We start from the raw sequence: 25,175 nt of genomic DNA, 5'->3' as shown, positions 1-25,175 counted from the left end.
TGATAAGATGAAAAAAACAATTTTAATAACAGGGGCATCATCGGGTTTTGGTTTGATGCTAGCAAACAAATTACACCAACAAGGATATAATGTAATTGGCACAAGTAGAAATTCAGAAAAACTACAAAGCACAGTCCCTTTTAAGGTCTTGGCTTTGGATATTGCTGACGAAAAATCCATAAAAGAGTTTACAAAGCAAGTTTTTGAAACAGTCAATCAATTAGACATTTTAGTAAACTGTGCAGGATATATGCTCACAGGAATTGCAGAAGAAACATCTACAGATATAGCCAAGCAACAGTTTGAAACCAATTTTTGGGGAACAGTTAATGTAACAAACGCATTGCTCCCTTATTTTAGAAAACAAAAAAGTGGGCAAATTATTACCGTTAGCTCAATTATGGGCTTGATTGGTTTACCTAATAAATCCATTTATTCTGCTTCAAAGCACGCATTGGAAGGTTTCTTCAAATCATTACGTTTTGAGTTAAGTCAATTCAATATCAAAGTAAATATGGTTCAACCTATGTGGGCAAAAACAAATCTTGGCTCTAATATGATTTCGGCTAATGGAAACATAGCAGAGTACAAGGAATATAAGGAACAAGTAAATAAGTATATCAAAAACAGTATGGCAGAAGGAGATGACCCATCTATAATAGTAAACGCAATTATAAAAATCATAAATGCAAAAAATCCAAAATTCCGAAACCTTGTCGGAAAAATGGCAGGAATGATTTTATTCCTTAATAATTTTGCCTATTCCAAGTTTGAGGAAGCAATACATAAAAGTGTAAAAACAGCAAAATAAAAAAATATGAAAAAGTATCAAATACTGTTTTCGCTACTTGTTAGCATAATAACAACGTCTATTGCTCAAACAAATAATCAAAATAATAATTCACTAAAACTAGAATTATGAACTTCAAAAATGTAAAAACACAATCCATAAATGTTGGAGGAACAGATTTCTATTATCGCAAACTTGGCGAAGATAAACCAGGCTTACCAATAATTTTTCTAAATCACTTAACCGCTACAATGGATGATTGTGACCCAAAAATTATGGAAGGCTTCGCTTCCGAACATCCAATCATTTGCTTTGATAATCGAGGCATAGGTTCTACAGGAGGAGTAACTCCAAAAAACGTTGCAGAAATGGCTACAGATGCAATAGCTTTTATAAAAGCGCTCGGTTATCAAAAAGTTGACCTTTTCGGGTTTTCATTAGGCGGTTTCATCGCACAGGAAATTTTACTTCGTGAGCCACAACTTGTACGCAAAGTAATTCTTGCTGGTACTGGACCTGCTGGTGGTGCTGGTATTAGCAAAATGACACCCGTAGTTATCAAAGATGTAATCAAAGGGAGTTTTACCTTCAGAAATCCAAAATTCTATTTGTTCTTTAATAGAAATGCCAATGGACATAAAGCAGCAAAAAGCTATCTTAAAAGGCTAAAAGAAAGAAAAGAAAATAGAGGCGAGAAATTGAAAATGAAACACTTGACACATCAGCTTGATGCAATAAAAGCTTGGGGATTGCAAGCACATCAAGACTTATCAGTAATTACACAACCTGTCTTAATTGTAAACGGTGACAACGATAAAATGGTTCCTGTCAGTAATTCATACGAATTAAAAAATCGCATAAAAAATTCACAGATAATTATTTACAAGGATGCAGGTCACGGTTCAATATTCCAAAACCACGAAGATTTTGTAAAAAAAGCATTAGAATTTTTAGCTAAATAAATAAAAATGGAAAATAAAAGACTTCAATTACTTCAAAGTTTTATTGGTAAACCATTTTCAGGAAGTCCGTCCCCATTTGCCAAATGGCTAAATGGGACGGTAGTTTCTGTAAACGATAAATCAATAGAATTTAAGTTTATAGTTAGAAAAGAAATGACCAATCCTGTTGGGATGCTTCACGGAGGAGTAATTTCAAGCATGATTGATGACTGCATTGGGATTAATTTTATGATACTTGGTTTAGAGAACTTCTATCCTACCATTAATTTAAATGTCGATTTTTTTAATCCTGCTTTTGAAAATGACAGCGTTTTGGTTAAAACAGAATTAATCAAATTAGGAAAAACAATTATTCATTTCAATGCGGTAGTTACAAATCAAAACAATAGCAAACTTGTTGCTAAAGCAAGTTCTAATCTGGCGGTTAGTTCCACTAAAATCCCCTTTTAAAATTCCGATCAAATTTTTAATAGAAAATGTGTGATTACACTTTACAATTAAGACTTAACTTAATACTCTTTTTTTATTTAAATATCTAAATACTGTTTTGTAAGTTGATATGGTTAGTAAAAACGTTTCATTATTACCCACTTTTGTATCATAATTAAGAACAAGAATAGCGTGAGATTTGTATCAGTATTAAAACAAAAAGTATAATATAATGAAAAAAACAATTTTTATAACAGGTGCATCCCGTGGATTTGGAAAAATCTGGACTGAAGCTTTTCTTAAACGTGGCGATAATGTTGTAGCAACTGTAAGAAATACAGAATCATTAAACGATCTGGCATCAGAATATCAGGATAATTTATTGGTTTTACAATTAGATGTAACCGATAAAAAAGCATCCTTTGAAGCAGTTTCAAAAGCTAAGAGCCATTTTGGAGCAATTGATGTATTGATTAATAATGCAGGATACGGACATTTTGGTGCCGTTGAAGAATTAGAAGAACAGGAAATCCGTGCACAGTTTGAGACCAATGTATTTGGATTAATTTGGCTTACACAGGCAGTTATTCCTGTTATGCGCGAACAAAAATCGGGTCATATTATTCAGCTTTCGAGCGTTTTGGGCGTTATTGCATTGCCTACTTTAGGGATTTACAGTGCTTCTAAATTTGCTGTTGAAGGGTTAACTGAATCTTTGGCCGCAGAAGTTGCCGGATTCGGAATCAAAGTCACACTTGTAGAACCAAATGGTTATGAAACTGATTTTGGTGCCTCTTCTGCTGTACAAAGCAAGCCTTTACCACTTTATGATGCTGTAAGATCTGCACTTCAGGAAGGAAACAAAGAAGAAGATTATGGTGTACCGGCAGCGACTTCAGAAGCTGTTTTAAAACTGACAGATGCAGAGAATCCTCCGTTACGATTGCTTTTAGGAAAAGCCGGTTTACAATGGGCTAAATACGCTTATGGTGAACGTTTGAAAACCTGGGAAGAATGGCAGGACGTATCTGAAGCAGCACATGGAAAATAAAGTTTAGATTTGCAGAATCCGATTCGTCGGGTTCTGTTTTTTCTTTTTAAAATTAAATAGATGAATCATTTCGATAAAATAAGCAGTTACAATCAGGCTATCGGACTTAAAGCTCCTGAACATCCGTTGTTTTATGTTGCCCGGGGCAATAAAGAATCTTGTAATGTTGCCAGGGAAACTGAATTTACAGCTGATTTTTACATCATCATTTTCAAAAAGGTCGAATCGGGAAGCATGCAATACGGAAGAACCAAATACGATCATAACCACGGAAAAATGTCTTTCATTAAGCCGAGACAGATTACCGGATGCAAAAACATTCGTTTAGAAGAAGACTGTTTTACAATTCTTATTCACGAAGATTTTTTATCCGGAACTGCTTTGCATAACGAAATAAAGAAATACGCCTATTTTGAATACGAAGTAAATGAAGCACTGTACCTTTCTCCCAGTGAAGAAGAAACAATTTGGAACCTGGTGTACGGGATGGAAAAAGAATACCATAATAACGTTGATACTTACAGTAAAAGCATTATTCTTAGTCACCTTGATACAATGCTTAAATATGCGCAGCGCTTTTACAAACGACAGTTTATCAATCGCGAAGAATTATCCGGAGCGACATTTACTAAGTTTAATGATATGCTTTCTTTATATTTTGAAAATAGAAAAAATAATGATTTAGGACTTCCTACTGTTAGTCATTTAGCAGAAAAACTGAATGTCTCCCCACGTTATCTGAGCGATATGCTGAAACAGGAAACCGGAAAAACGGCTTTAGAACTTATTCATCTCTATTTGATTTCAGAAGCTAAAAATTTATTGAAAGAAGGAAAGATGAATATTTCCGAAATTTCTGTTTCTCTTGGGTTCGAAAATCCTACTTATTTTTCCCGTCTGTTTAAAAAAGAAGTAGGTGTTACTCCAAATAAATTCAAAGATCATTTCTTAAATTAAAAAAAAAGTCTAAATCCAATATTATTACATACTGAAGCTACGTTGACAATTGAGGTTGTTACCATCACTGGAATGCACTTTTCTATTACTAATTCAGTAACTGGTATTTGTGCAGATGAATTAATGCTTTTTTATATCTTTGTGTTGACTTAATTACTTTATCAAACCAATGCACAACAACCTTTTCGATTACATTAGTCAATATACTAATTTGTCCCTTACAAGTGAAGAACAGGCCTTGATTATAGATGCTTTTCAACCAAAAAAGATTAGAAAAAAACAATATTTTTTACAGTCAGGCGATGTTTGCAAATACTCTGGTTTTATTGTAAAAGGAGCAATGCGACAATATAGTGTGGATGATAAAGGTATCGAACACATTGTACATCTATATATCGAAAATTATTGGGCAAATGACCGCGAAAGTTTTACAATGCTTACACCTTCAAAATATAATATTGATGCCTGGGAAGATACAGATTTGCTTCTTATTACAAGAGCCGATATGCTCAGCTTGATGGAAAAAGTACCAGCGTTGGTAGAAATGGTAAGATTAATGGATGAAAGAAATGCCATTGTCAGCCAACGAAGATTAGACTCTGCTTTGAGTAATACTGCTGAAAAACGTTATGAAGAATTTGTTCATAGTCATCCGCAATTTCTCCAACGATTTCCCCAACATCTTATCGCTTCTTCTTTAGGAATTACGAAAGAAACATTAAGCAGAATCAGAAAACAAGGTCCAAAATAGTTTATCATTTTAAGAATATATATTTTAAACCGTTGACAAATGTCAACGGTTTTTTTTATCATATCTCATTGTTTTAAGGCATTCCTTTGATACAACTTTGCCATATCAAAATCAATAAAAAATTATAAAAATAAAACAATGAGCGATTTATCAAAAATGTCTAAAACAGTAGTTTTTCACGAAGCTGGAACTCCGGAAGTATTGAAAGTTGAACAAGTAGAAGTGTCTTATCCCGGATCTCAGGAAGTAAGAATTCAGGTTAAATCAATTGGAATTAATAGAGCTGATGCTATGTACCGCCAGGGAATGTATATAGAGAATCCTGTTTTTCCTGCCCAGTTAGGATATGAAGCAGCAGGAATTGTTGAAGCAATAGGTTCGGATGTTTCTAATTTAGCAGTGGGTGATGTTGTAAATGTTATACCAGGATTTTCATTACACAACTATTCTTCTTATGGTGAATATATTACAATGCCAGCCTATGCGGTGCATAAATATCCAACCAATTTATCTTATGATGAGGCCGCAGCCTTATGGACAAGTTACTCGACCATGTATGGTATGATAGTAAATTCCGGAAAATTAAAAGCAGGTGAATTTGTTGTTATCAATGCTGCATCAAGTAGTGCAGGACTTGCTGCGATTCAAATAACAAATTATGTTGGCGGAATTTCAATAGCCTTAACCACATCATTAAATAAAAAAGAAGCATTATTAAAAGCTGGAGCTTCTCATGTGATTGTAACATCTGAGGAAAACATAGCAACTGAAGTTTTAAAAATTACTAATAATGTAGGTGCCCATTTAATTTTAGATCCAGTTATAGGAGCTAAATTTAGTAATCTTTTAAGCTCAGTTGCCGAAAACGGAAAAGTATTTGTTTATGGAGCATTGAGCCACGAACCAGCAAGTTTCCCTGCCTTTGATGTTCTTATGAAAACGCCAACCATTCGAGGATATTCTGCAATTGAAGTTTTAGGTAATAGGGATGTTTTAACAGAAGCTATTGCTTTTATTGACAAAGGTGTAACCGAAGGAAAATTAAAACCAATTATTGATAAAGTTTTTAACTTAAATGAAATTGTTGACTCTCATAACTATTTAGAGTCTAACCAGCAATTTGGTAAAATTGTGGTGAATATATAATTTGATTATTGTTTACATACACCTTTTAGCCACTCTCAAAAACCGTTGACATTTATCAACGGTTTTTATTAAATCACATTGCTTTAGGACTGCTTCTATTGCAATTTTAGACCTTCAAACAAATTGCAGTTCCTACCCTTTTTGCTATAAAAGTTAAACCACATTTATCTGGAAACACATCAAGAAAATTAAAATATTTCCTAAATTCACTATTGCAAAAATTTGAGGAGAGAAATCAGCTTTAGACAGCGGAAGCCTGAATATTGATTATACAAACAGGTTGAGACTATAGTTCGAATCCCTATTTTTCTGCTGAAAGCACATAAATGAGGTGCTTTTTTACATTTCAATACTTTCCTTATTTTGCAAAAACCTATATTTTACAAGACTTACGGCTCGTTTTTATAATTAGTAAATGAATTTATTCCATTTTAAGAATTTATGGGGTAATAAAATGTATAGAAAAATATCAATACTTTATTTTAGATCATTTTTGTTGTAAAGTTCTAACCCAAATTATTATATTTATAGACTTTCCCCTTTGATAAAATGAAAAATAAAGAATACCCAATACCACACAATGAAACGGAACGTTTAGCTGCATTAAAACGTTATAATATTCTTGATACACTTCCTGATCATGCTTTTGACGATGCAACAAAATTGGTTTCTTATATATGTGGTGTACCAATCGCTCATATCTCTTTCATAGATGAGAGCAGACAGTGGTTTAAATCTGAAATTGGAGTTGGGGTATCAGAGGTTCCACGGGAAATTAGTTTCTGTAACTATACCATTATGGAATCTAAAATGGTTGAAATCCCAGATACCTTTTTAAATGAACGCTTTAAAGATGATCCTAATGTCACAGGAGGATTTAATGTACGATTTTATGCCGGTATTCCACTTACAACACCAGACGGTTATAACATAGGAACTCTATGCGCCGTAGACCATCTTTCTAAAGAGCTTAATGAAGACCAAAAAAATGCTTTATCAATTATTGCGAAGCATGTGATAAACCAATTGGAATTATCAACAAAAAACATTGAACTCAATACTCAGAGAAAAATTGCCGAACGTGCCGTATTGGCAAAAGATAGTTTTTTAGCAAACATGAGCCATGAAATCAGGACCCCGTTGAATGCTATTATTGGTTTTACAGACTTATTGGCCCAAACAAAATTAGATGTTACGCAAAGGGATTATATTGACAGTGTACAAATTGCAGGAGAGAATCTGCTAATTATTATTAATGACATTCTGGACCTTTCTAAAATCGAATCCGGAAATTTGACTATTGATGCACAGCCCTTTAATTTAAAAAAGACACTTAAACATGTGTATAATTTACTAAAGGTTAAAGTGCCTTCGACTGTTGAATTCAATCTCTTTCTTGACGCTGATTTACCTGAAACTGTAATTGGTGATCAGGGAAGATTAAACCAGATACTGGTTAACCTTACCGGCAACTCTCTTAAGTTTACCGAAGAAGGTGAAGTTACAGTATCTGTAAAAAAAATAGCAGAAACTGAAGATTATTACTCACTTAAATTCTCTGTTAAAGATACCGGAATAGGTATACCGGAGGACAAACTCAAAACTATATTTGAACGCTTTACACAAGCAGAAGAAAGTACGACACGAAGATTTGGCGGTACCGGACTTGGACTTAACATTGTAAAACAGTTAATAGAACTTCAAAATTCTGAAATTCATATAAAAAGCAGACAAGGATACGGTTCAGAATTTTTCTTTGTACTTTCTTATAAAAAGGCGAATCCTATTGAAACAAAAAATGAAACAGTATTAAAAGAAGATCTGGGTAAACTAAAAATTCTTCTTTGCGAAGACAATGCTTTAAACCAGAAACTTGCAAAAAATGTGATTCATAATTTTGGTTTTGAATTAGACATTGCAGAGAATGGTCAGGAAGGAATTGATCTGTTGTTAAAAAATGAATATGATTTGGTATTAATGGATCTTCAGATGCCTGTAAAAGATGGCTACCAAACTACTGAATATATTAGATGTGAAATGAATTTAACCATTCCTATAATAGCCATGACTGCACATTCTCTGGTCGGAGAGCAGGAACTGTGCTACAATGTAGGAATGGATGCTTATGTGCCTAAGCCTTTTAAACAGGCAATGCTTTTAGAAGCTATAAAATCAGTTATCAATAAAGATATAAAGCTCCCTGTAAAAAGAAAGATTGATTTCTCGTTTTTAGATGAAATGTCTTATGGTGATCCCAACTTTATTCAGGAGATGATAGCTTTATTTATACAAAAAATTCCAAATGAAGTGACTCAGCTTGAAGAAGCATTTAACAAGAATGATCATGATGGTGCAAAAAAATTAGCACATAATATGAAATCCAGTTTCAATATTTTCATGTTAGAAGACCTTTCTCATTGTTTGTCTTTTATTGAGCAAGAAGCCATTACGGGACAATTTACCACTAAAAGTGAAGACAGTAAAAATATCTTACATTGTGGTGTTATTGAAGTAGTTAAAATCTTAAAGGACCTATGATAAAAGAGAAATATACTATAGCTTTACGTATCTGATTTTTAAGATACGTTTTACTCAATACAAAATTTAAACCAAATGAATATAGTTATAGCTGAAGATAATGAAATCCTACGCAAATCACTATCTTTTTTCTTAACGGCTAAAGGATTTACTGTTGACCAGTTTTCTGATGGTCAGGAGGCACTCGAGGCTATTGAAAAAAATAATTATGACCTAATCCTCACTGATATTAATATGCCAGGGAAAAGCGGAATGGAAATTACACAATATGTAAGACAAAATATTAATTCAGATATTCCGATCATTATATTTACTTCTTCAGGTGTAGAACAAACAGAATTGGATTCTTTTGACATAGGCGCAAACGAATTTATTGCTAAACCTATTAGCCCTGCTGTTCTTTTTGTAAGAATTAATAAATTACTTAATATCCGTTTGTAATGATGTAAATATGGTAAAAATCTGGGAACTTTATAAAAACAGTCACTGGGTAGAACCTTTTCTAATAGGTTCAATTTTCTTATTTATAGGAATATCAGCCGTCCTTTACTTATTAATTATTGAAAGCCGCACCAGAAAAATAAAACAGGAAAAACTCAGAAATGAATACGACCTAATTATTGTAGAATTAATGTATTCAGTGGTTTTTATGGACACTCCATTTTCTTCGGTAAAAGAAGATCAAAATTATGAGATGTTTTTAAAAGACAAGTACTTCAGAGAAGTATTAACAGAATCGGTGATCAATCTTCATAAAAATTACGATGGTATTTATGCAATAAAGCTTGAAGAATTTTATAAAGAATCCGAATTGATCAATGGCTCTTTAAAAAAACTTAAAAACCATAAATGGGAAGTTAAATGCAAAGGAATTACAGAATTGGCAGAGATGAATATTACTGATGCTTTTGATACTGTTGTAGCTATTTCTAAATCCAAAAATAAAACCTTAAAAATCACAGCCATAAATGCCTGTATTAAACTCGGAGGAACAACAGGAATTATTCATCTTACAGAACATCCTTATCCTATTGATAACTGGACCCAGCTAAATATTATAAATGCTTTCAAAAAACATGATATTGGCGATACACAAGGTGTCGAATACTTGCTTGAATCAAAAAATTCTACAGTTGTGGCACTTGGACTAAAGCTTATTAAAGAACTTAAGTTTACACAAAAACTTTCTCATGTAAAAGAATTGGCAGAGAGGGCTCCAAACACACAAATACAGTATGAAGCACAAAGTATAGTACAGGCACTAACCGTAAACCTTATAAGTAAATGATTTTTAATAGTGAAACAACATGGTTTATCGATGTTTACATACTCCTTATTCTTGGATATGCTGTCCTAATCATGTCATCCTATCTTATATTAGCCTACCTTTCTACAAAAGCGCTAAGGAGTTATCTAAAAAAAAATAGTTTTGTAGATTATGAAGCCCTGCTTACCAGCGAATTTGCACCAAAACTTTCCTTAATTGCCCCTGCCTATAATGAGGGTTTTACTATTGAAGAAAATGTAAAATCCTTACTTTCTTTAAACTACAATAATTATGAGGTAATTGTGGTTAATGACGGCAGCAAAGACAATTCGATGGAAATCCTGATTAACACCTACAATCTTGTCCTCACAGAACTTGCGGTCGATTCAAAAATCGAAACCAAAAAGGTTAGAGGAATATATACTTCCGGAAATGCTGCGTTTAGAAAACTAATAGTTGTTGACAAAGAAAATGGAGGCAAAGCTGATGCTCTAAACGTAGGGCTTAATATTGCACAAAACCCTTACGTAGTATGTATTGATGTTGATTGTATCCTTGATAAAGATTCGTTATTAAAATTAGCAAAACCTTTTTTAGAATCTTATGGCAAACGCATTATTGCTACAGGCGGTGTCGTACGAATAGCAAACCAGTGTGTTATCAGGAATGGTCGTTTAGTTGAAATAAATATCCCTGATGCTATATTACCAAGAATACAGGTTTTAGAATATCTCAGAGCTTTTCTTTTAGGAAGAATGGCTTGGGGCAGGCTCGATGGGCTATTGCTGATCAGCGGCGCATTTGGTGCTTTTGACAAAGAAATAGCTTTATTATCAGGAGGTTACAACACAAAAACGGTAGGTGAAGACATGGAACTTGTCGTAAGAATGCGCCGTTACATGGTTGAAAATAAATTGCCTTACTCGGTTAGTTATATCCCGGACCCGCTTTGCTGGACAGAAGCACCTGAAGATTTCAAAATATTCAAAAAACAGCGCAGCCGCTGGATGAGAGGAACAATCGAAACACTTACTCTTCACAAAAAAATGTTCCTGAACCCTAAATACAAATTATTAGGAATGCTTAGTATTCCTTACTGGACATTTTTTGAATTTCTGGCTCCTGCAATAGAGTTTACAGGTCTCATAATAACACTCTTATTTATATTTTTTGGTTTTATTAACTGGCATTTCTTTTTTTTATTGCTCCTGTTTGTTTACACTTTTGCCGTATTTTTTTCGGTTATAGCTTTATTTAGTGAAGAGTTTACTTATCATAAGTATCCTAAAAAAGCTGATTTTTTTAAGCTTCTGCTAGCTGCTTTCATAGAACCATTGTACTTTCATCCGCTTACGGTATATGCTGCGCTGGTTGGTTATAAAGAAAAAATTATGGGAACTAAAGGCTGGGGCGAAATGACCAGAAAAGGATTTAATAAGAAGGAATAATCACTAAAAAATTCATTAAAGCATTACAGCTATTGCTACTCACTGATAAATATTAAAACAATAAATTCAAAAAAAAACAAAATAGATAAAGAGTTTTACTCCCAAAAATCAGATTAAAATCAATATGAACAAACAACATTCTATAGCTTTACTTACCTGTTGGTATGGAGATTACCCTTGGTATTTTCCTTATTTCATCAAGTCTTGTATTCATAATCCAACGATTGATTTCGTAATTGTAACCGAAAATACGCAAGAAATCCCAAATAAACCGTCTAACGTTATCATAATAAACAAATCATTAGATGAATTCAAAGCAGAGGCCAGCAAAAAATTGGGTTTTGACTTAAATTTTGATAACGCTTATAAATTATGTGATTTTAAACCCGTTTGTGGATTGTTATTTCAGGATTTTCTTGAAAAATATGATTTTTGGGGACATGGTGATATTGACATGGTTTATGGCAATATAAGAAGCTTTATCACTACCGATATTTTAAACAAATATGATCTTATAAGTGCGCATAAGGACTTTATAACCGGTACATTTTGCCTGTATCGTAATAATGATTTAATGAGAACTTTGTTTATGGAAAGCCGGGATTATCAAAAAGTATTTTCTTCACCCGAATGGGTCGGTTTTGATGAATGTAATTCTTTATACGATGAATTGCAAACACCCGGAGTATCTGTTTTTGACTTTCCAAATCATATACAAAGTATGACTTATGTAGTACGTAAAGCTGAATCAGAAGGCAGGATAAAACCCCTTTTTGAACTTTATTTCTATAAAACCATGCATAATAAAATGAGATGGGATAATGGAAATATAATCTATTCTAACAAGAAAGAGTGCTTATTTTATGATATGATAAAGTATAAAGCCGAATGTGAGAATAAGTCAGTAAATTTTCCGATACCTGATGTTTTTTATTTTAATAAAAAGGGTATTAATAAAAATAGCTTTTGGAGACTATTAGGATTAAAAATAATACGTAAAAAGAAATCCTTAAAAAAAGTACAACTTTTTCATAGTTAAAAATAAAACTCTTTTACGGTACTCTATACCATGAGTACCGGAAGAGTTTCATGAAATTGATTGTTAGTCATCGTGAACGTTTATATAGCAACAAAACTCGACGTTTAGTGATTGTTATTGTTTTTTTTTATATTCTTAATTTACAACACTTTGACTTAAAAGCATATTTATTTCAAACCTCTGATAATTATATAAGCCAATCCTCCAATTCTGTAAACTGCAGCAACCATAAATCAGTAATTTTAGATTTAAAATAATAAACTACAGAATTATGGAAAACTTAATTAATCAGGAGAATCTGGAAGATATTAGAGAATTTATTGAAAATAAGATAGCTGATGTACCGGCAAATTATATACTATATGGTGCAATTGGGTCTTTGCTTTTATCCTCCTACCTAAAAAAAATAGGCAAAAATCAGGCTAGTTCAGTAATTGGCAAAATATCGATCCCTATAATAGCAATAGGGTTAGCAAAATATAAGGACGTTATAAAATCTGAATTTGAAACTTTAGCAGCTCCACAACCTGATAATGCTTAACTATTTACTACTTTCCTTATTATATTTCAAAATATAATAAGGAAGTATATTTTTAGTTCTTGAAATAAGTTTCATCAGGAAGTTTCGTTTTTTTTGAAGTATACATCCTTAAAATATATTCAGGAATCTTCTTGCCTTTAAAGATAAAAGCAAAAGAGCAGAAACCCTGCAGCTAAAAATGCTTTATGATTTCTGTTCCTGAAAAATAGGATACCGCTTATTTTAACAGATTCAATAAAAGCTGCTGTCCTACGACATTTGCCTTGTTTTTAGCCGAAACGTTGAAAGTTTTCATAGAGGCATTTTCGCCATCACCTTCTGCTTTTTTAAGGAACTCATTTTCTTTTATGCAGCTAAAAACATCCAGCGCACAAAAAATGATTTTTCCGCGTCCGTGCGGCATTACAGTTAACGCTGAATATACTTCCTGCTTATGATCGGATACACAGCCAACAATAGTCTCTCCGTTGAACATTCGAAGTCCAACTCGGTTTTTATTGTACGTTGCAAAACACTGGTATTCCCAATTGAATACACAGGATTGCGGTAAACCGTCGAACCATTTGGTTTCTTTTACAAAGTAATTCCCTCCGTACCACGATGTTCCTAATGTCTTGAATCCTCTGTAATCAGCTGCCTCTTTTTTAGCAAAATAAGTCGCCCAGATATCAATATCGTTGATTACGACAATAGTGTTTCCGTTATTTACCCATTCTAAAAGATCCGTAACCAATGGATTTCCGGTCTGTTGTGGCTTAAATCCACCTATTACCAGACAATTTCCGGATGGGTTTCCGCTTTTATAATTTTTAAAATTTATTTTTTCAGAATCAAAATACTTCCCTACAATTCCCGTAGTATCGGCAACCATAATATTAGAGGCAATCTTTTCCTTATTCAGTTTTACAGCAAATAATTCATCGGCTCCGGTGGCTATAACCCTATTGTCTTTCGAAACCAATTCGGCAGTAATCATAGTATATCCTTCTGTTTCCGGGGCAAAATTGTTTTTAGCAGACAATAATTCGCCATAGGTAGTTCCTCCGGTTACAGTTACCGGAATTGTTTTTGTCCAGACTGTTTCTTTTTTGTTATTTGTCGCTTTAACTTTCAAATCAAATGCTCCTTTGATATCTTTTTCGTTCACAATGAAAAAATCCACGACCGTTGTATCTTTTACAGATAAAACTTTGTTTGTCAGTTTTACGGCTACATACAAAGACTCATTGTAACGGGCAATTAAATCGGCATCACCTTTTAAATTTCTGTAATTATCTACAATACCCGAATGGTTTTCCAGCTTCATGCTTTCCCAGCCGTTTACCGCATAACCATCAATTGTATTGTTTATTCGGACATTCTCAATCGTACGCCCCTGATAATAAAAAGATACATTCCCCATTTGTCTGGTCAGGCTGTCCACGTTTGGAAAAGACTTCTGGAAATCATTTTTCTTTAAGAAAGTGTCATAGGCATCGTACCATTTCAAATAATCGTCACTTTCCCAGCCAATGTTTTTGCCTTTTTTCAGAATTTCGTCCCTGATTAGCTGTAATCGTGGCGGTGTGCCAATTGCGCCTTCTTCTCCGTAATAGACAATTTCTTCTTTGTTGTCTGTGAACTTTGCATACTTTTTAGGATTGCTGTACAAATTATCATGATATACACCTGGGCCTCCGGCATGATGCTGGTCGAACCAACCGTAATTGTAAAACCGATTGCTATAAGGCAGCAAGTGTAATTTAAAACGTGGATCAATTCCTGTTTTTATCGGGCCGTTACTCGAATTGTAGGTCATGATTCTGGTTGGATCCAGTTTGTGTCCCGCGAGCATCTGTAAACTGTCTTTTTTTTGAGGCTCTGCTCCTCTTTCGTTATGCATGTTATAAATTACAAGCGAAGGATGGCTCCTGTCCCGTTTGATCATTCTGAAGAACTTTTCGTCCCGCGCGGCAAAATAAAAATCAGATTCTTTTTTTTCCAGTTCATTTTTAGGATTGAATTGATTGGCCGGATATTGATTTCCTCCAGGCTCCTGATAATACAGTAAGCCCATTTCATCGGCATAATCTAAAACGTTAGTCTGCCCAATAGTTCTGTGAAAATTCAGCATATTCAAACCAACGGCTTTGGCATCTGAAATTTGTTTTTTTGCCAGTTCGTCACTTGGTGCAATTCCGTTTATCGGCCAAAATCCCCATGATATTGCGGTTCTTACGACAATGCGTTTGTTATTCAGATAAAACTGTTTGTCTCCATTAACTTCTTTGACTTCAAACCAGCGAAAACCAAATTTTTTCTCTGTGACATCTTTTACCTCTTTGTCATTTTTAAAAGAGGCTTTAAAAACATATAAATTAGGATGATCAACGTCCCAAAGGTTTGCATTATCTATTTTTATGGAAAAAGACAGCGGTGTATTATCTCCTGTTACTACCTCAACGGGAAAGCTTTTTTCCCAAACGGATTTACCCGATTTTTTCTCTCTTACTTCTAATAAAACATTTCCTTTAAAAGCTGTTGGAGTGTTGTTTGTCAACGAAATTTCGGCATCGATTTCATTCACCTTCGGTTTATTTTTGATAAAAATATCATTTATAAAAACATGATCAGTGGCTACAAGACTTACTTTTCCGGTAATTCCGCCAAATCCGTGCGTAGGATTGGTACGATAGTCTCCCCACATATAATTGGAACTGTCCCTCCAGTCGAAATTCCCGTTTGGATCGGTAATTCGGACCGCTACAGCATTGGATTTTCCTACTGTCACATAATCGGTAATATCTACGTCAAAAGGAGTTCCGTTGATTAAATCATATCCTGCCAGTTTTTCGTTTACAAAAACCTCAGCCCTGAAACGAACGCTTTCAAAGTGCAGAACAATTCGTTTGCCTTTCATTGATAACGGCACCTTAACTTCGGTTGTAAACCAAGAAATCCCTAAATAATTACCTGAAACCCCAAAGGCATTTTTATTCCATCCCCAATGAAACTCTTCAACCGTTGCCGGAAGATGTACCGCTTTGCTTTCGCCTTTCTGAAGTGCCTGCCAGCCACCGGTTGGAATATTAACAGGTATTTTTTTGACATCAACTGGCGGAGTAAATAATACATCATTTTGCCATTGTGCCATTGGATCCAGCCAAAGTTTCCAGTTGTTATTAGATATATCCTGCACGATTCGCTGGTTTTGTGCAGAGGTAATAGCGACTACTGAAAAAATAAGTAAAACTGCTACATTTTTAAACATTATAAAATCCTTTCTCATAAATTTCAATTGTTATCTTTTATTTCTTTTTAATGAAAATTATTTTGCCTTAAAAATGTAAATTTCCCCTTTTGCTGTATTAATCGAACTCAGGTTATTACTACTATTTTTTAAAATGAATCTTTCATTCCTAATTCAAATCAAGGATTGAAATACCTTAGACTTAAAAGCATTTCACCCCCTGACCGAGTCAAAAACTATAGTCAGCAGAACTATTCTATAAACCATGTTTAGCTTTCCAATTGGTATATTCTGAACCTATTAACCCATTTGGCCAGTTGCCGTACCATGAATATCCTACTCTTCTTTCATTATCAATTTCGGCTAAAGTCTTTTTGGGAATTCCGTCTCGTCCGCAGAATAATGGCAGGTTATTTTCTAAATCATAAAATCTTGCCCAAAGCACACTACCGGGAGAAGAAACAACTATTACATCCTGACCTGAAGCTTGTGAAGAGTCTGTGATTTTTTTAGTAGCTATATCCATAAGTTTAGCGCCATTAAACCAGTCGACAGCATCTTTTACGGCTTGCTTTACTGCGGAAGACGGCTGTTCTACCAACATTAAAATTCGTACGATGCCTACTGATTCTGAGCCGCTAAAAGAAGGTAATTCATAAGCTCTGGCTAATGCCGGTTTTAAGGTTACTTCATCATGTTGCGCACACCAAACCGTCTTTTTGCCTTTATATGTAATCTGTGTTTGCAATATAATGTCAATTCCTTTGTTAAATGCCGTTGTCGCTTTGTCTTTATAAGCCGGATTTACAAGGTCTAAATTATTTTTACCTTTAGTAATATCCCACATTAGATTCATCACATTGGCAATTGCGCCATCATTATATGTGATATGATGCCTGTAGCCACTTTTGTCCGGATAATATTGAGGCCATCCTCCATTAGCATATTGTGCAAGGAATAGCCAGTCAATTGCTTTTTCGGCTGCAGCAAGGTAATTAGGATTTTGGGTTGTTTTGTAATCTGCAAGCAGCCATCTTAATTCTGTTACTATATGCCCGTTATCTATTGTGGTATCGGTATTGTTTTTTGATGCGAGTGCTGCTGCTTTTTGTTCTGTAGTCTGTGCAACGTTATATAGATTTAAATCAGCAACAGCTTTCCCCCAGCCTCCGTTACTCCTTTGCCAGATTAAGATGCTTTCTGCCCTTACCGTTGTAGCATACACAGCAGTAACACCAGTAATCGTTACTTCTATTTGAGCACTTTTTCCGCTTCCGTCAGTCGTTGTTGCCGTTACCGTAAGGTTTCCATTAATTTTAGGAGTCAATAATCCTTCCGGGCTTATAGTAGCTATCGCATCGCTTGAAAGACTCCAGGTTACTGTTTTATTGGTTGCATTTGCAGGAGCAATCTGAGTGGTTAATTGCAAGGGCTGACCATTCGTTATAGTAGCCGGTGTAATAGAAACCGTTTGGATAAATACCGCTGGTTCCGTAATCCCGGAAACAGTATAGATTTTTTCTGCAGTAATGCCCGAACCGTCTTTTGCCGTAGCAGTAACTTTTACAGTCCCATTTTTTATCCCGGTTAATAGCCCGTTTTCTGTAATGAAAGCTATTGTGGGATCAGAAACACTCCATGTTAGCTCTTTATTGATCGCTTCATCAGGAAGCACGATGGCCGTTAGCTGTTTAGGCGTTCCATTTACAATATCGCCATTAATTATAATTGTTTTTACCTGTGTTGCTTTTTCAGTTCCATCTGATGAACAGGAGAACAAAAAAACCGAAAAAATTAAAATTATTGCATTCTTCATAAGCTATATTATTTTATTAATTCTGAACTATTTTATATTTTGTGAAAACTATTTACCTTCTATCGCAAACTGTCACCATTTATTCCTTAATCAGTTTGATTGTAGAAGTTCCTTTCTCAGATTTTACAGTGATAATATAAACTCCGGATGCGGCAGCTATAGCCCCAACTTCGGTTTGGTTTTCTCCTTTTCCTGATCCTATTTTTTGTCCTGACAGGTTATAAATAGTGTATGTGAATTTCCCCAAAGCTGTAATAGTAAAAGTCTGACTTGCAGGGTTTGGATACAGAACTGCATTGACTGAAGAGGGTGCAATGGAAAAATCATCATTACCCAGAGTTGCTGTTGTTGTAACTATATTAGGCTGTGTCTGTGCTGCCATATCTACTCCCAAATAAAATCCAGGATGCGGAGGCTGATTGTAACCCGAATTTTGCCAGGCAATTGCTGCTCTGTATTGTGTGTCGTGCATCAAAGTATATAATCTGTTTGTTGTTGGAATGGAGGTAGTGTAAATTCTAATAGAAGTATTATCTGTTTTGCGAAAGATAACTTCTTCACGCCAGTCTCCAAAAATATCCGCACTTAAACATGGTGTAGATTTAGTAGTATTATTGGAAGAATATCCTGTTGCAGTTAGTAAATTAACACTTTTCGAAATAAGGTGGTTCCATTTGTCAATTTTATTCGAATCTAATAATTCCCGATTCAAATCACCATCCCACCATATTGAGAAATTTTGTGAAGGTTTTGAGTTGCTGATAAGATTCCCTTTGCAATCCATTAAATAGTTTACACCACCAGTACTGCCCCAGCACTCATATCCTTTGATAAGTGGGTTAATATCTGCAGCATTGCAGCGGCCTACATCACCTGTTCCGGGTATACCCCAAATAGTACTTCCCGTTTTGGCATCTAAAAATACAAGACCGTTTGTCTTGTATTTGGCTGGCTCTTCCAGACACTGCCATATTTCCATTCCCGGAAGATCCGGATCCATATCGCTCATATGAAGCGCATCACCATGTCCTAAAGAGTTGGCATATAATTTTGTACCATCATCATTTATAGCACTTGAGCCGTTAAAAATTTCGTCTTTACCATCTGCATCTGAATCACCAACAGTCATTTGGTGATTTCCCATACCAGCATAAGCCGAATTACCGGAAGCAGCACTATCGAAAATCCATCGCTGTGAAAGCGTGTTGTTTCTCCAATCCCAAGCCACACGAACGAGCCTTGTGTAGTAACCACGTCCCATTACCAAACTTGGTTTTGATCCGTCGAGATACGCCACAGCTGCAACAAAACGGTCTACACGGTTTCCATAACTATCTCCCCATGAAGAAACGGTACCACGGGCAGGCAAGTAATTGGTGCTGGCCATTGCTTTTCCGGTTTGCCCGTTAAAAACCGTTAAAAATTCAGGTCCTGTCAAAACAAATCCGAATGATTTACTGGCACTGTCATGGAGTCTGTAATCTGCAGTCCCGTCTCCAATAACAACTCCTGTTCCGTCTATGGTTCCATCTGAAGTTCTGCAGGCCAATTCAGCTTTTCCGTCAGAATCTAAATCGTACACCATAAATTGGGTATAATGTGCACCGGCACGGATATTTTTTCCTAAATCAATTCTCCAGAGGTGTGTTCCATCCAATCGATAGCAATCCATATAAACATTACCCGTATAACCCGTTAACGAATTGTCTTTTGAATTGGTTGGATCCCATTTTACAAATATTTCATATTGGCCGTCACCGTCTACATCTCCTACGCTGCAATCGTTTACGTCGTAGGTATAGGCCAGACCATCAGGGGTTGTTCCACCGGCAGGAACCTGCATGGCAATATCCAAATAAGGGTTTGCCCATACAACAGCAGTTTCTGAATTATTTTCTTCTATTCCGTTTATAACGGCACGTACGGAATAAACGCCATTAGTTGTAACGTTGTGGGTATAGTTAGTTGTGTTTACAAAAGGACTAACTGAAATTTTTATATCATCGCAATATAAATTATAACTCACATCAGTTGGTTCGGTTCCCAACATTCTCCAGCCAACATAGACCTGATTGGCATTTAAACGCATAGCAATTAGACCGTGATTGAGTTTCTCGACGGTTCGCTGGGCATAAATGTGTGTGGTTATTCCAATGAAAAACAGCAATAGAAGAACTGCTTTTTTTAAAAAAAAGTTGGTAGTTTTCGGGTTCATACATTATTTGGTCGGTTAGGTTAGTAAATTCAGTCAATGCTAAATTTGAAATTAAAACAGTAATTTAAATATAATTTGACTAAAAGCAAATATAAAATTTCACCCAACTTAACAAGGAGACAAAATGCAATATTTAGGGGTATAAATTGCTATTTTCTTTAAAAGACCTATTTACTTCGTTCGAAATATCAAAAAAAGCTTTAGAAATTTACACTGCCATTTTTATTCTTCTTTGGAAACTATATCTTTTTTCTTTACTTCAAACATACGAGTCTGTTCCCGGAATATTTCGCAGGATTTTATACCTTTTCCATAGAAATAGTTTCTTATTATTTCCTATATTCGCTACAATGAAATTAGTAGAAAACTACAAGAATACGAACTGTTTTCAACTGTTACATTCAAGTTTAGCAACTATTTTTCGGCATACATTTCAGAAAAATGATTAAAATAAAATTGTTCTTTCAGACTGGTTTTCAAAGTATTTTAATCTGAGACTGAACACATAAATAATTTCCTAATTAATTAATCATGACATTCCTTTTCTTTTTTAGTGCTTTAGGAGCTTTTAATGGGTTTCTGCTTTCATTTTATTTTGCCATAAATGCTAAAAAGAAAATTTTTACAAACTATTTTTTATCATTGCTATTACTGGTTTTAAGCATTAGAATTGTAAAATCAGTATTTTTCTATTTTAATCCGCACTTATCCAGTATTTTTATTCAGATTGGTCTTTCTGCCTGTATTTTGATTGGTCCATTTCTTTTTTTATATCTGAAATCCTATAGTGTTGAAAAACCGAACTGGAAAAAACATATCATACCTTACCTGGCAATAATGACAGCTTTAGGGATTTTTTATCCATATGTCGAACATTTAGAAATCTGGAAATTATTTATTGTTAAAGCAATATATCTTCAATGGTTTATTTACATTGTCTTCTCTTTTAAATATATCGGGCCGATTATTCAAAAAACCAATAAAAAAAGTAGTTTAAAAAAATTAGAAGTCTGGTTTCTCAGTATTTATATGGGTGTTGCTTTTATCTGTCTTGCTTATATTGTTGCTGCTTATACTTCTTATATAGTAGGTGCTTTATCCTTTACTTTTGTTTTGTACCTGATTATTTTACTTTTAATTTTTAGAAATAGTAATGAATCTACTTTTTTTAATGAAAAAGAAAAATACCAAAACAAAGAAATTGACAAGGCAACACTGCTTCTGATTGACCAAAAAATAGCGCTAATAATCGAAAAAGAGTTATTTGTTAATCCAAATTTTAATCTTGAAGAAGCTGCCAAAGAGCTCAAAATAACCAAACATCTTTTATCACAGTATGTAAATGAAATATTAGGCAAATCGTTCTCTAGTCTTATTAAAGAATATAGGGTTGAAAAAGCAAAAAAATTATTAGAAACCGAAAAAAACTATTCAATCGAAAGCTTAGGATATGATAGCGGCTTCAACTCAAAATCAACATTCTTTACTGCCTTTAAAAAAATAACCGGCTTAACTCCTGCCGAATACCAAAAATCGTACTCAAAATGAGTTCTGTTTTATAAAATCAAACTACTTCATTATAAACTAAAACCTTTAAAATAGCTGACTCCCGGATATTTGCCCTCATTATTAATAATTAATTTTTTAAGATGAGAAACATGTTTTTGTTTATAGCATTCATGCTGAGTACTGCAATAGTGGCACAGGTTAAAATTTCCGGAAAAGTGGTGACGATAGAAAATAATCCTGTAGAATATGCCGAAGTCATTCTATTCTCAGACAAGTCAGTTCCGCTGATTAATTCCCTGACAAATGAAAAAGGTGAATTTAATATCGAATATCAAAAAGGTATTTACAAATTAGAAATTCGTCAATTTAAAGAAATCTTATACGCAAAAAACATTGAATTGAATTCGGATTTTGAAGCAGGAAACATACCTGTAAATACAACAAATACATTAGAAACGGTCGTAATTTCAAAAAAGAAAGAACTCATAGAAAGAAAGGTTGACCGACTTGTTTTTAATTTAGAAAATACAATCAGCGCAGTTGGTGGTGATGCTCTGGAAGCCTTAAAAATTACTCCTGGTGTACAGGTTAGAAATGAGAACATCACCATTGTTGGTAAACAAGCAATAAGGGTTTTGATTGATGACAAAATGCTGGAACTTGGTGAAGAAGATTTGGCGAATTTCTTAAGATCAATTCCCGCTGATAATATCAAAAGTATTGAAGTCATTACAACACCACCAGCTAAATATGATGCTGCTGGTGGGAGCGGATTAATTAACATTAAACTGAAAAAATCTCAAAAAGATGCCTGGAGCCTTACTCTAGGAAGTACTTATCTGCATCGATCCAAAGATGATGAGGGATCGGTTACCAGTAATTTTATGTACAATAAGAATAAGTTAAGCCTTAATTCTTCATTAAACTACAGAAACGGCGGAGAGTCTTTTGATTATCAGGATTATATTTACTTTTCTGACGAATTTTGGAACACCAAACAAACCTTTAACAGAGATTACAACAGGTTAAACGGAGTCCTGGGTATACAGTATGCTGCAACTTCTAATTGGGCTTTTGGCTTTCAGTACATTACAAATCTTAATAAAACAAAAGCTAACAGACCTGCAGGATCATTTGTTTATGAATATCATAACGATGTCCCTTTTAAAAATATAACAGCTGCGACAAATTCTAATCAAAAACCTGATTTTCAATCCATAAACTTTTTTAATGAAATTAAACTTGATTCTATTGGAAAGAAAATTATCCTGAATCTGGATTATTTTAATTTTTCAAATAATGATTCGAGACCTTACAAAGGAACTTCGGAAATAAGGGATCCGTACAATATCCAGTATTTTAAAGGAATCAACAATAATATGCAAAGCACTAATAATTATTCTGCTAAAATTGATCTCGAATTACCTGCCAAATTTGCTGATTGGAGTACGGGAGGAAAAATTTCAGTTTCAAATACAGAAAATAATATTGCAGCATTCAATAGCGGACTTGTCGATAATCCTGTAACCGATATGCCGCAAATAAGCCATCGATTTGATTATTACGAATATGTTCAGGCGTTGTATTTTTCTGCAAATAAAAAATTTAAAAATTTGGAAGTACAGGCCGGACTGAGGATGGAAGCTACCCAAACAAAATCGCATGATGGAAATTTAAATGCAGTGGTAAATAATGATTACATAAAACTATTTCCTACAATCAATTTATCCTACTCTCCTGCCGAAAATTCTACATACAGATTTAGTTACGGAAAAAGGATAGGACGTCCTAATTTTTCAGAATTGAACCCAAACATAACTTACGTAACCCCATTTTTGAGCGTTGAGGGAAATCCTGTTCTAAGGCCTTATTTTGTAGATAATTTTGAACTGATTTATTCCTATAAAAAATTAGAAAGCAAGCTTTATTACAGTATAGAAAATAATATGTATAACCAAATAGGACTGCCTGATGACAATACTTCTGTTGTTCGCCTGACTAATAGAAATATGTTTAATATAAAAAGATATGGGATTTCAGAACTCTATGTTTTCGATACATTTAGCTGGTGGAGCAGTTACACTACGTTTGTTTTAAATTATTTGACTGCCGAAACTATTAATATACCGGCAAATGGCGTGGATGGTTTTTACTCCAACTTTTCTACCAATAATGATTTTGTTTTAAATAAGGAAAAAACAGTATTGTTAAATTTCAATTTCCAGTGTATGCCTGTAGGGACTTATGGTGTTAACAGGCTTGATTTATCCAGCTCAACTTCTCTTTCTGCCCAATATTTATTACTTAATAAAGATTTAAAAATTACCCTGAAAGCGAATGATATTTTTAAGACCGACAAAATGAGGTTTAATTCAACTGTTAATGGGATATATCGTGATTCTAACTATTATTTTGATACCCAATACCTGCAATTGTCTTTCAACTATAAGCTTGGAAGCAATAAAGTAAATGTTGCAAAAAGAAGAACCGGAAATGAAGAGGAAAGAGTGAGAACAGGAGTTTGATAATTACATGCCTTCCTCCTAATTAACAAATGATGGATTCATAATAAAATAAGATCCCTCGTTTTAAAAATGGTATCTAATCCTCCAAATAAACTTTATTGGTTTACTGGAGGAAAATTTTATAATGACAAACAAAACAGATGATCTGATGACTTTTGAATTCTCAAACATTATTACAAATATACAGCAGTTACAAAAGACTTAAGATTAAACTAAACCAATACCCCAATCTCAGGTAAGAGCTTTTAGCAGACATTTATCCTATTATTTCTGCAGTCAGAATTTGACACAATAGTTTTGTTGATGATTCAATTTTAACTTTAAAACTTATGTAGAAAATTAAGAATGCAGCCGATAATAATATTATAAAAAAATTCCAGGTAAAAAAGCTGCTAATTGGTTTTATAAAAAGAAATATTGCAAAAGCTAAATTTAAAATTATAATTATAAATATTGGAAGTTTTAGATAGTCTTGCACTTTAAATTTTAAATTAACTAAACTATAGTTTTCATGCTTTTCTATCTTTCCATTGATTTCTGGACGTAATTGATTTCTGGATCCATAATCAAAAGTTGGAAATATTTGAAATTCGGAATTGTATATCTTACCTTCGAATTTATATTTGTTTCCAGAGTTTGTATGAAATTTTTCTGTCACAATATTTAGTTTGTCAATAACTTCAGTAACTCCTAAATCGGTTTTTAATATTTTATTAAATGTCATTTTTAATTTATGTTTATTAATATGGTTACTGACTAATGTTCAATTCATTCAAAACTACTTTTAAATATTATTGTAACCCGTTGGGTGAAATTAAAAATAAGTGTCTGGCTGCGTCCATTCGTCTTCGCTCAGGATAAACCTAGTCGAAGCCCTTTCGTATTCAAAAGCCTTCGACTCCGCTCAGGATGACATCAATGCCTTAAGTTATAAAATGATGTTTTACTCACGATTTTATACT

The 25,175-nt window shown here is 34.0% G+C and carries 19 protein-coding genes; 15 read left to right on the top strand and 4 right to left on the bottom strand.

What is annotated here, in order from left to right; translation table 11 throughout:
• Nucleotides 1-7: 7 nt before the first annotated feature.
• From BXU10_RS12555 to BXU10_RS12495, 13 genes are all read left to right on the top strand, one after another.
• On the top strand, nt 8-811 hold the full coding sequence (locus tag BXU10_RS12555) for an SDR family oxidoreductase (protein ID WP_078227606.1): 804 nt from the start codon (nt 8-10) through the stop codon (nt 809-811).
• 107 nt (nt 812-918) lie between these two features.
• Nucleotides 919-1,752, top strand: coding sequence for an alpha/beta fold hydrolase (locus BXU10_RS12550; RefSeq protein WP_078227605.1), 834 nt, complete (start codon nt 919-921; stop codon nt 1,750-1,752).
• Nucleotides 1,753-1,758: 6 nt separating this feature from the next.
• A complete protein-coding gene (locus tag BXU10_RS12545) occupies nt 1,759-2,202 on the top strand; it encodes a PaaI family thioesterase (RefSeq protein WP_078227604.1) in 444 nt (147 codons plus the stop codon).
• Nucleotides 2,203-2,413: 211 nt separating this feature from the next.
• Nucleotides 2,414-3,232 carry an SDR family NAD(P)-dependent oxidoreductase gene (locus tag BXU10_RS12540; protein ID WP_078227603.1) on the top strand — a complete coding sequence of 273 codons (819 nt, stop codon included), beginning with the start codon at nt 2,414-2,416 and terminating at the stop codon, nt 3,230-3,232.
• 60 nt (nt 3,233-3,292) lie between these two features.
• Nucleotides 3,293-4,189, top strand: a complete 897-nt coding sequence (locus BXU10_RS12535; protein WP_031456858.1) for an AraC family transcriptional regulator — start codon at nt 3,293-3,295, stop codon at nt 4,187-4,189.
• Nucleotides 4,190-4,358: 169 nt separating this feature from the next.
• Entirely contained in the window at nt 4,359-4,940 is a 582-nt protein-coding gene (locus tag BXU10_RS12530) for a Crp/Fnr family transcriptional regulator (protein ID WP_078227602.1), read from the top strand.
• A 138-nt stretch (nt 4,941-5,078) separates the two neighbouring features.
• Nucleotides 5,079-6,086, top strand: coding sequence for a zinc-dependent alcohol dehydrogenase family protein (locus BXU10_RS12525; protein WP_078227601.1), 1,008 nt, complete (start codon nt 5,079-5,081; stop codon nt 6,084-6,086).
• A gap of 549 nt (nt 6,087-6,635) precedes the next feature.
• Nucleotides 6,636-8,624 (top strand): GAF domain-containing hybrid sensor histidine kinase/response regulator, encoded by a 1,989-nt coding sequence (locus tag BXU10_RS12520; RefSeq protein WP_078227600.1) that lies wholly within the window; start codon nt 6,636-6,638, stop codon nt 8,622-8,624.
• 75 nt (nt 8,625-8,699) lie between these two features.
• Nucleotides 8,700-9,065 (top strand): response regulator transcription factor, encoded by a 366-nt coding sequence (locus tag BXU10_RS12515; RefSeq protein ID WP_078227599.1) that lies wholly within the window; start codon nt 8,700-8,702, stop codon nt 9,063-9,065.
• A gap of 10 nt (nt 9,066-9,075) precedes the next feature.
• A complete protein-coding gene (locus tag BXU10_RS12510; RefSeq protein ID WP_078227598.1) occupies nt 9,076-9,912 on the top strand; it encodes a HEAT repeat domain-containing protein in 837 nt (278 codons plus the stop codon).
• The gene (locus BXU10_RS12505) at nt 9,909-11,339 is read left to right on the top strand and encodes a glycosyltransferase (RefSeq protein WP_078227597.1); all 1,431 of its coding nucleotides are present in this window, start codon (nt 9,909-9,911) and stop codon (nt 11,337-11,339) included. The genes BXU10_RS12510 and BXU10_RS12505 overlap by 4 nt, the downstream gene beginning before the upstream one ends.
• 124 nt (nt 11,340-11,463) lie before the next feature.
• The gene (locus BXU10_RS12500; RefSeq protein WP_078227596.1) at nt 11,464-12,378 is read left to right on the top strand and encodes a DUF6625 family protein; all 915 of its coding nucleotides are present in this window, start codon (nt 11,464-11,466) and stop codon (nt 12,376-12,378) included.
• Between the two features lie 271 nt (nt 12,379-12,649).
• Complete coding sequence (locus BXU10_RS12495) at nt 12,650-12,919, top strand: hypothetical protein (protein WP_078227595.1); 270 nt, start codon at nt 12,650-12,652, stop codon at nt 12,917-12,919.
• A 217-nt stretch (nt 12,920-13,136) separates the two neighbouring features.
• Here BXU10_RS12495 and BXU10_RS12490 read toward each other — a convergent pair whose 3' ends face one another.
• The 3 genes from BXU10_RS12490 to BXU10_RS12480 form a co-directional block, all read right to left on the bottom strand.
• On the bottom strand, nt 13,137-16,187 hold the full coding sequence (locus BXU10_RS12490; protein WP_078227594.1) for a glycoside hydrolase family 2 protein: 3,051 nt from the start codon (nt 16,185-16,187) through the stop codon (nt 13,137-13,139).
• 217 nt (nt 16,188-16,404) lie between these two features.
• A complete protein-coding gene (gene pelA / locus BXU10_RS12485; protein ID WP_078227593.1) occupies nt 16,405-17,964 on the bottom strand; it encodes a pectate lyase in 1,560 nt (519 codons plus the stop codon).
• A gap of 79 nt (nt 17,965-18,043) precedes the next feature.
• Nucleotides 18,044-20,179, bottom strand: a complete 2,136-nt coding sequence (locus BXU10_RS12480; RefSeq protein WP_078227592.1) for a T9SS type A sorting domain-containing protein — start codon at nt 20,177-20,179, stop codon at nt 18,044-18,046.
• Nucleotides 20,180-20,710: 531 nt separating this feature from the next.
• On the opposite strand from BXU10_RS12480, the gene BXU10_RS12475 reads away from it, so the two are divergent.
• The gene (locus tag BXU10_RS12475) at nt 20,711-21,727 is read left to right on the top strand and encodes an AraC family transcriptional regulator (RefSeq protein ID WP_078227591.1); all 1,017 of its coding nucleotides are present in this window, start codon (nt 20,711-20,713) and stop codon (nt 21,725-21,727) included.
• A gap of 101 nt (nt 21,728-21,828) precedes the next feature.
• The gene (locus tag BXU10_RS12470; RefSeq protein WP_078227590.1) at nt 21,829-24,213 is read left to right on the top strand and encodes a TonB-dependent receptor; all 2,385 of its coding nucleotides are present in this window, start codon (nt 21,829-21,831) and stop codon (nt 24,211-24,213) included.
• 256 nt (nt 24,214-24,469) lie between these two features.
• Here the strand turns inward: BXU10_RS12470 and BXU10_RS12465 are convergent, their stop codons facing one another.
• A complete protein-coding gene (locus BXU10_RS12465) occupies nt 24,470-24,937 on the bottom strand; it encodes a hypothetical protein (protein ID WP_078227589.1) in 468 nt (155 codons plus the stop codon).
• Nucleotides 24,938-25,175: the final 238 nt, after the last annotated feature.

It is taken from the genome of Flavobacterium sp. LM4 (assembly GCF_002017935.1).
Taxonomy (GTDB): domain Bacteria; phylum Bacteroidota; class Bacteroidia; order Flavobacteriales; family Flavobacteriaceae; genus Flavobacterium; species Flavobacterium chungangense.
Note: the sequence above shows the minus strand (reverse complement) of the source record. Positions and strands in the feature narration are given on the sequence as shown.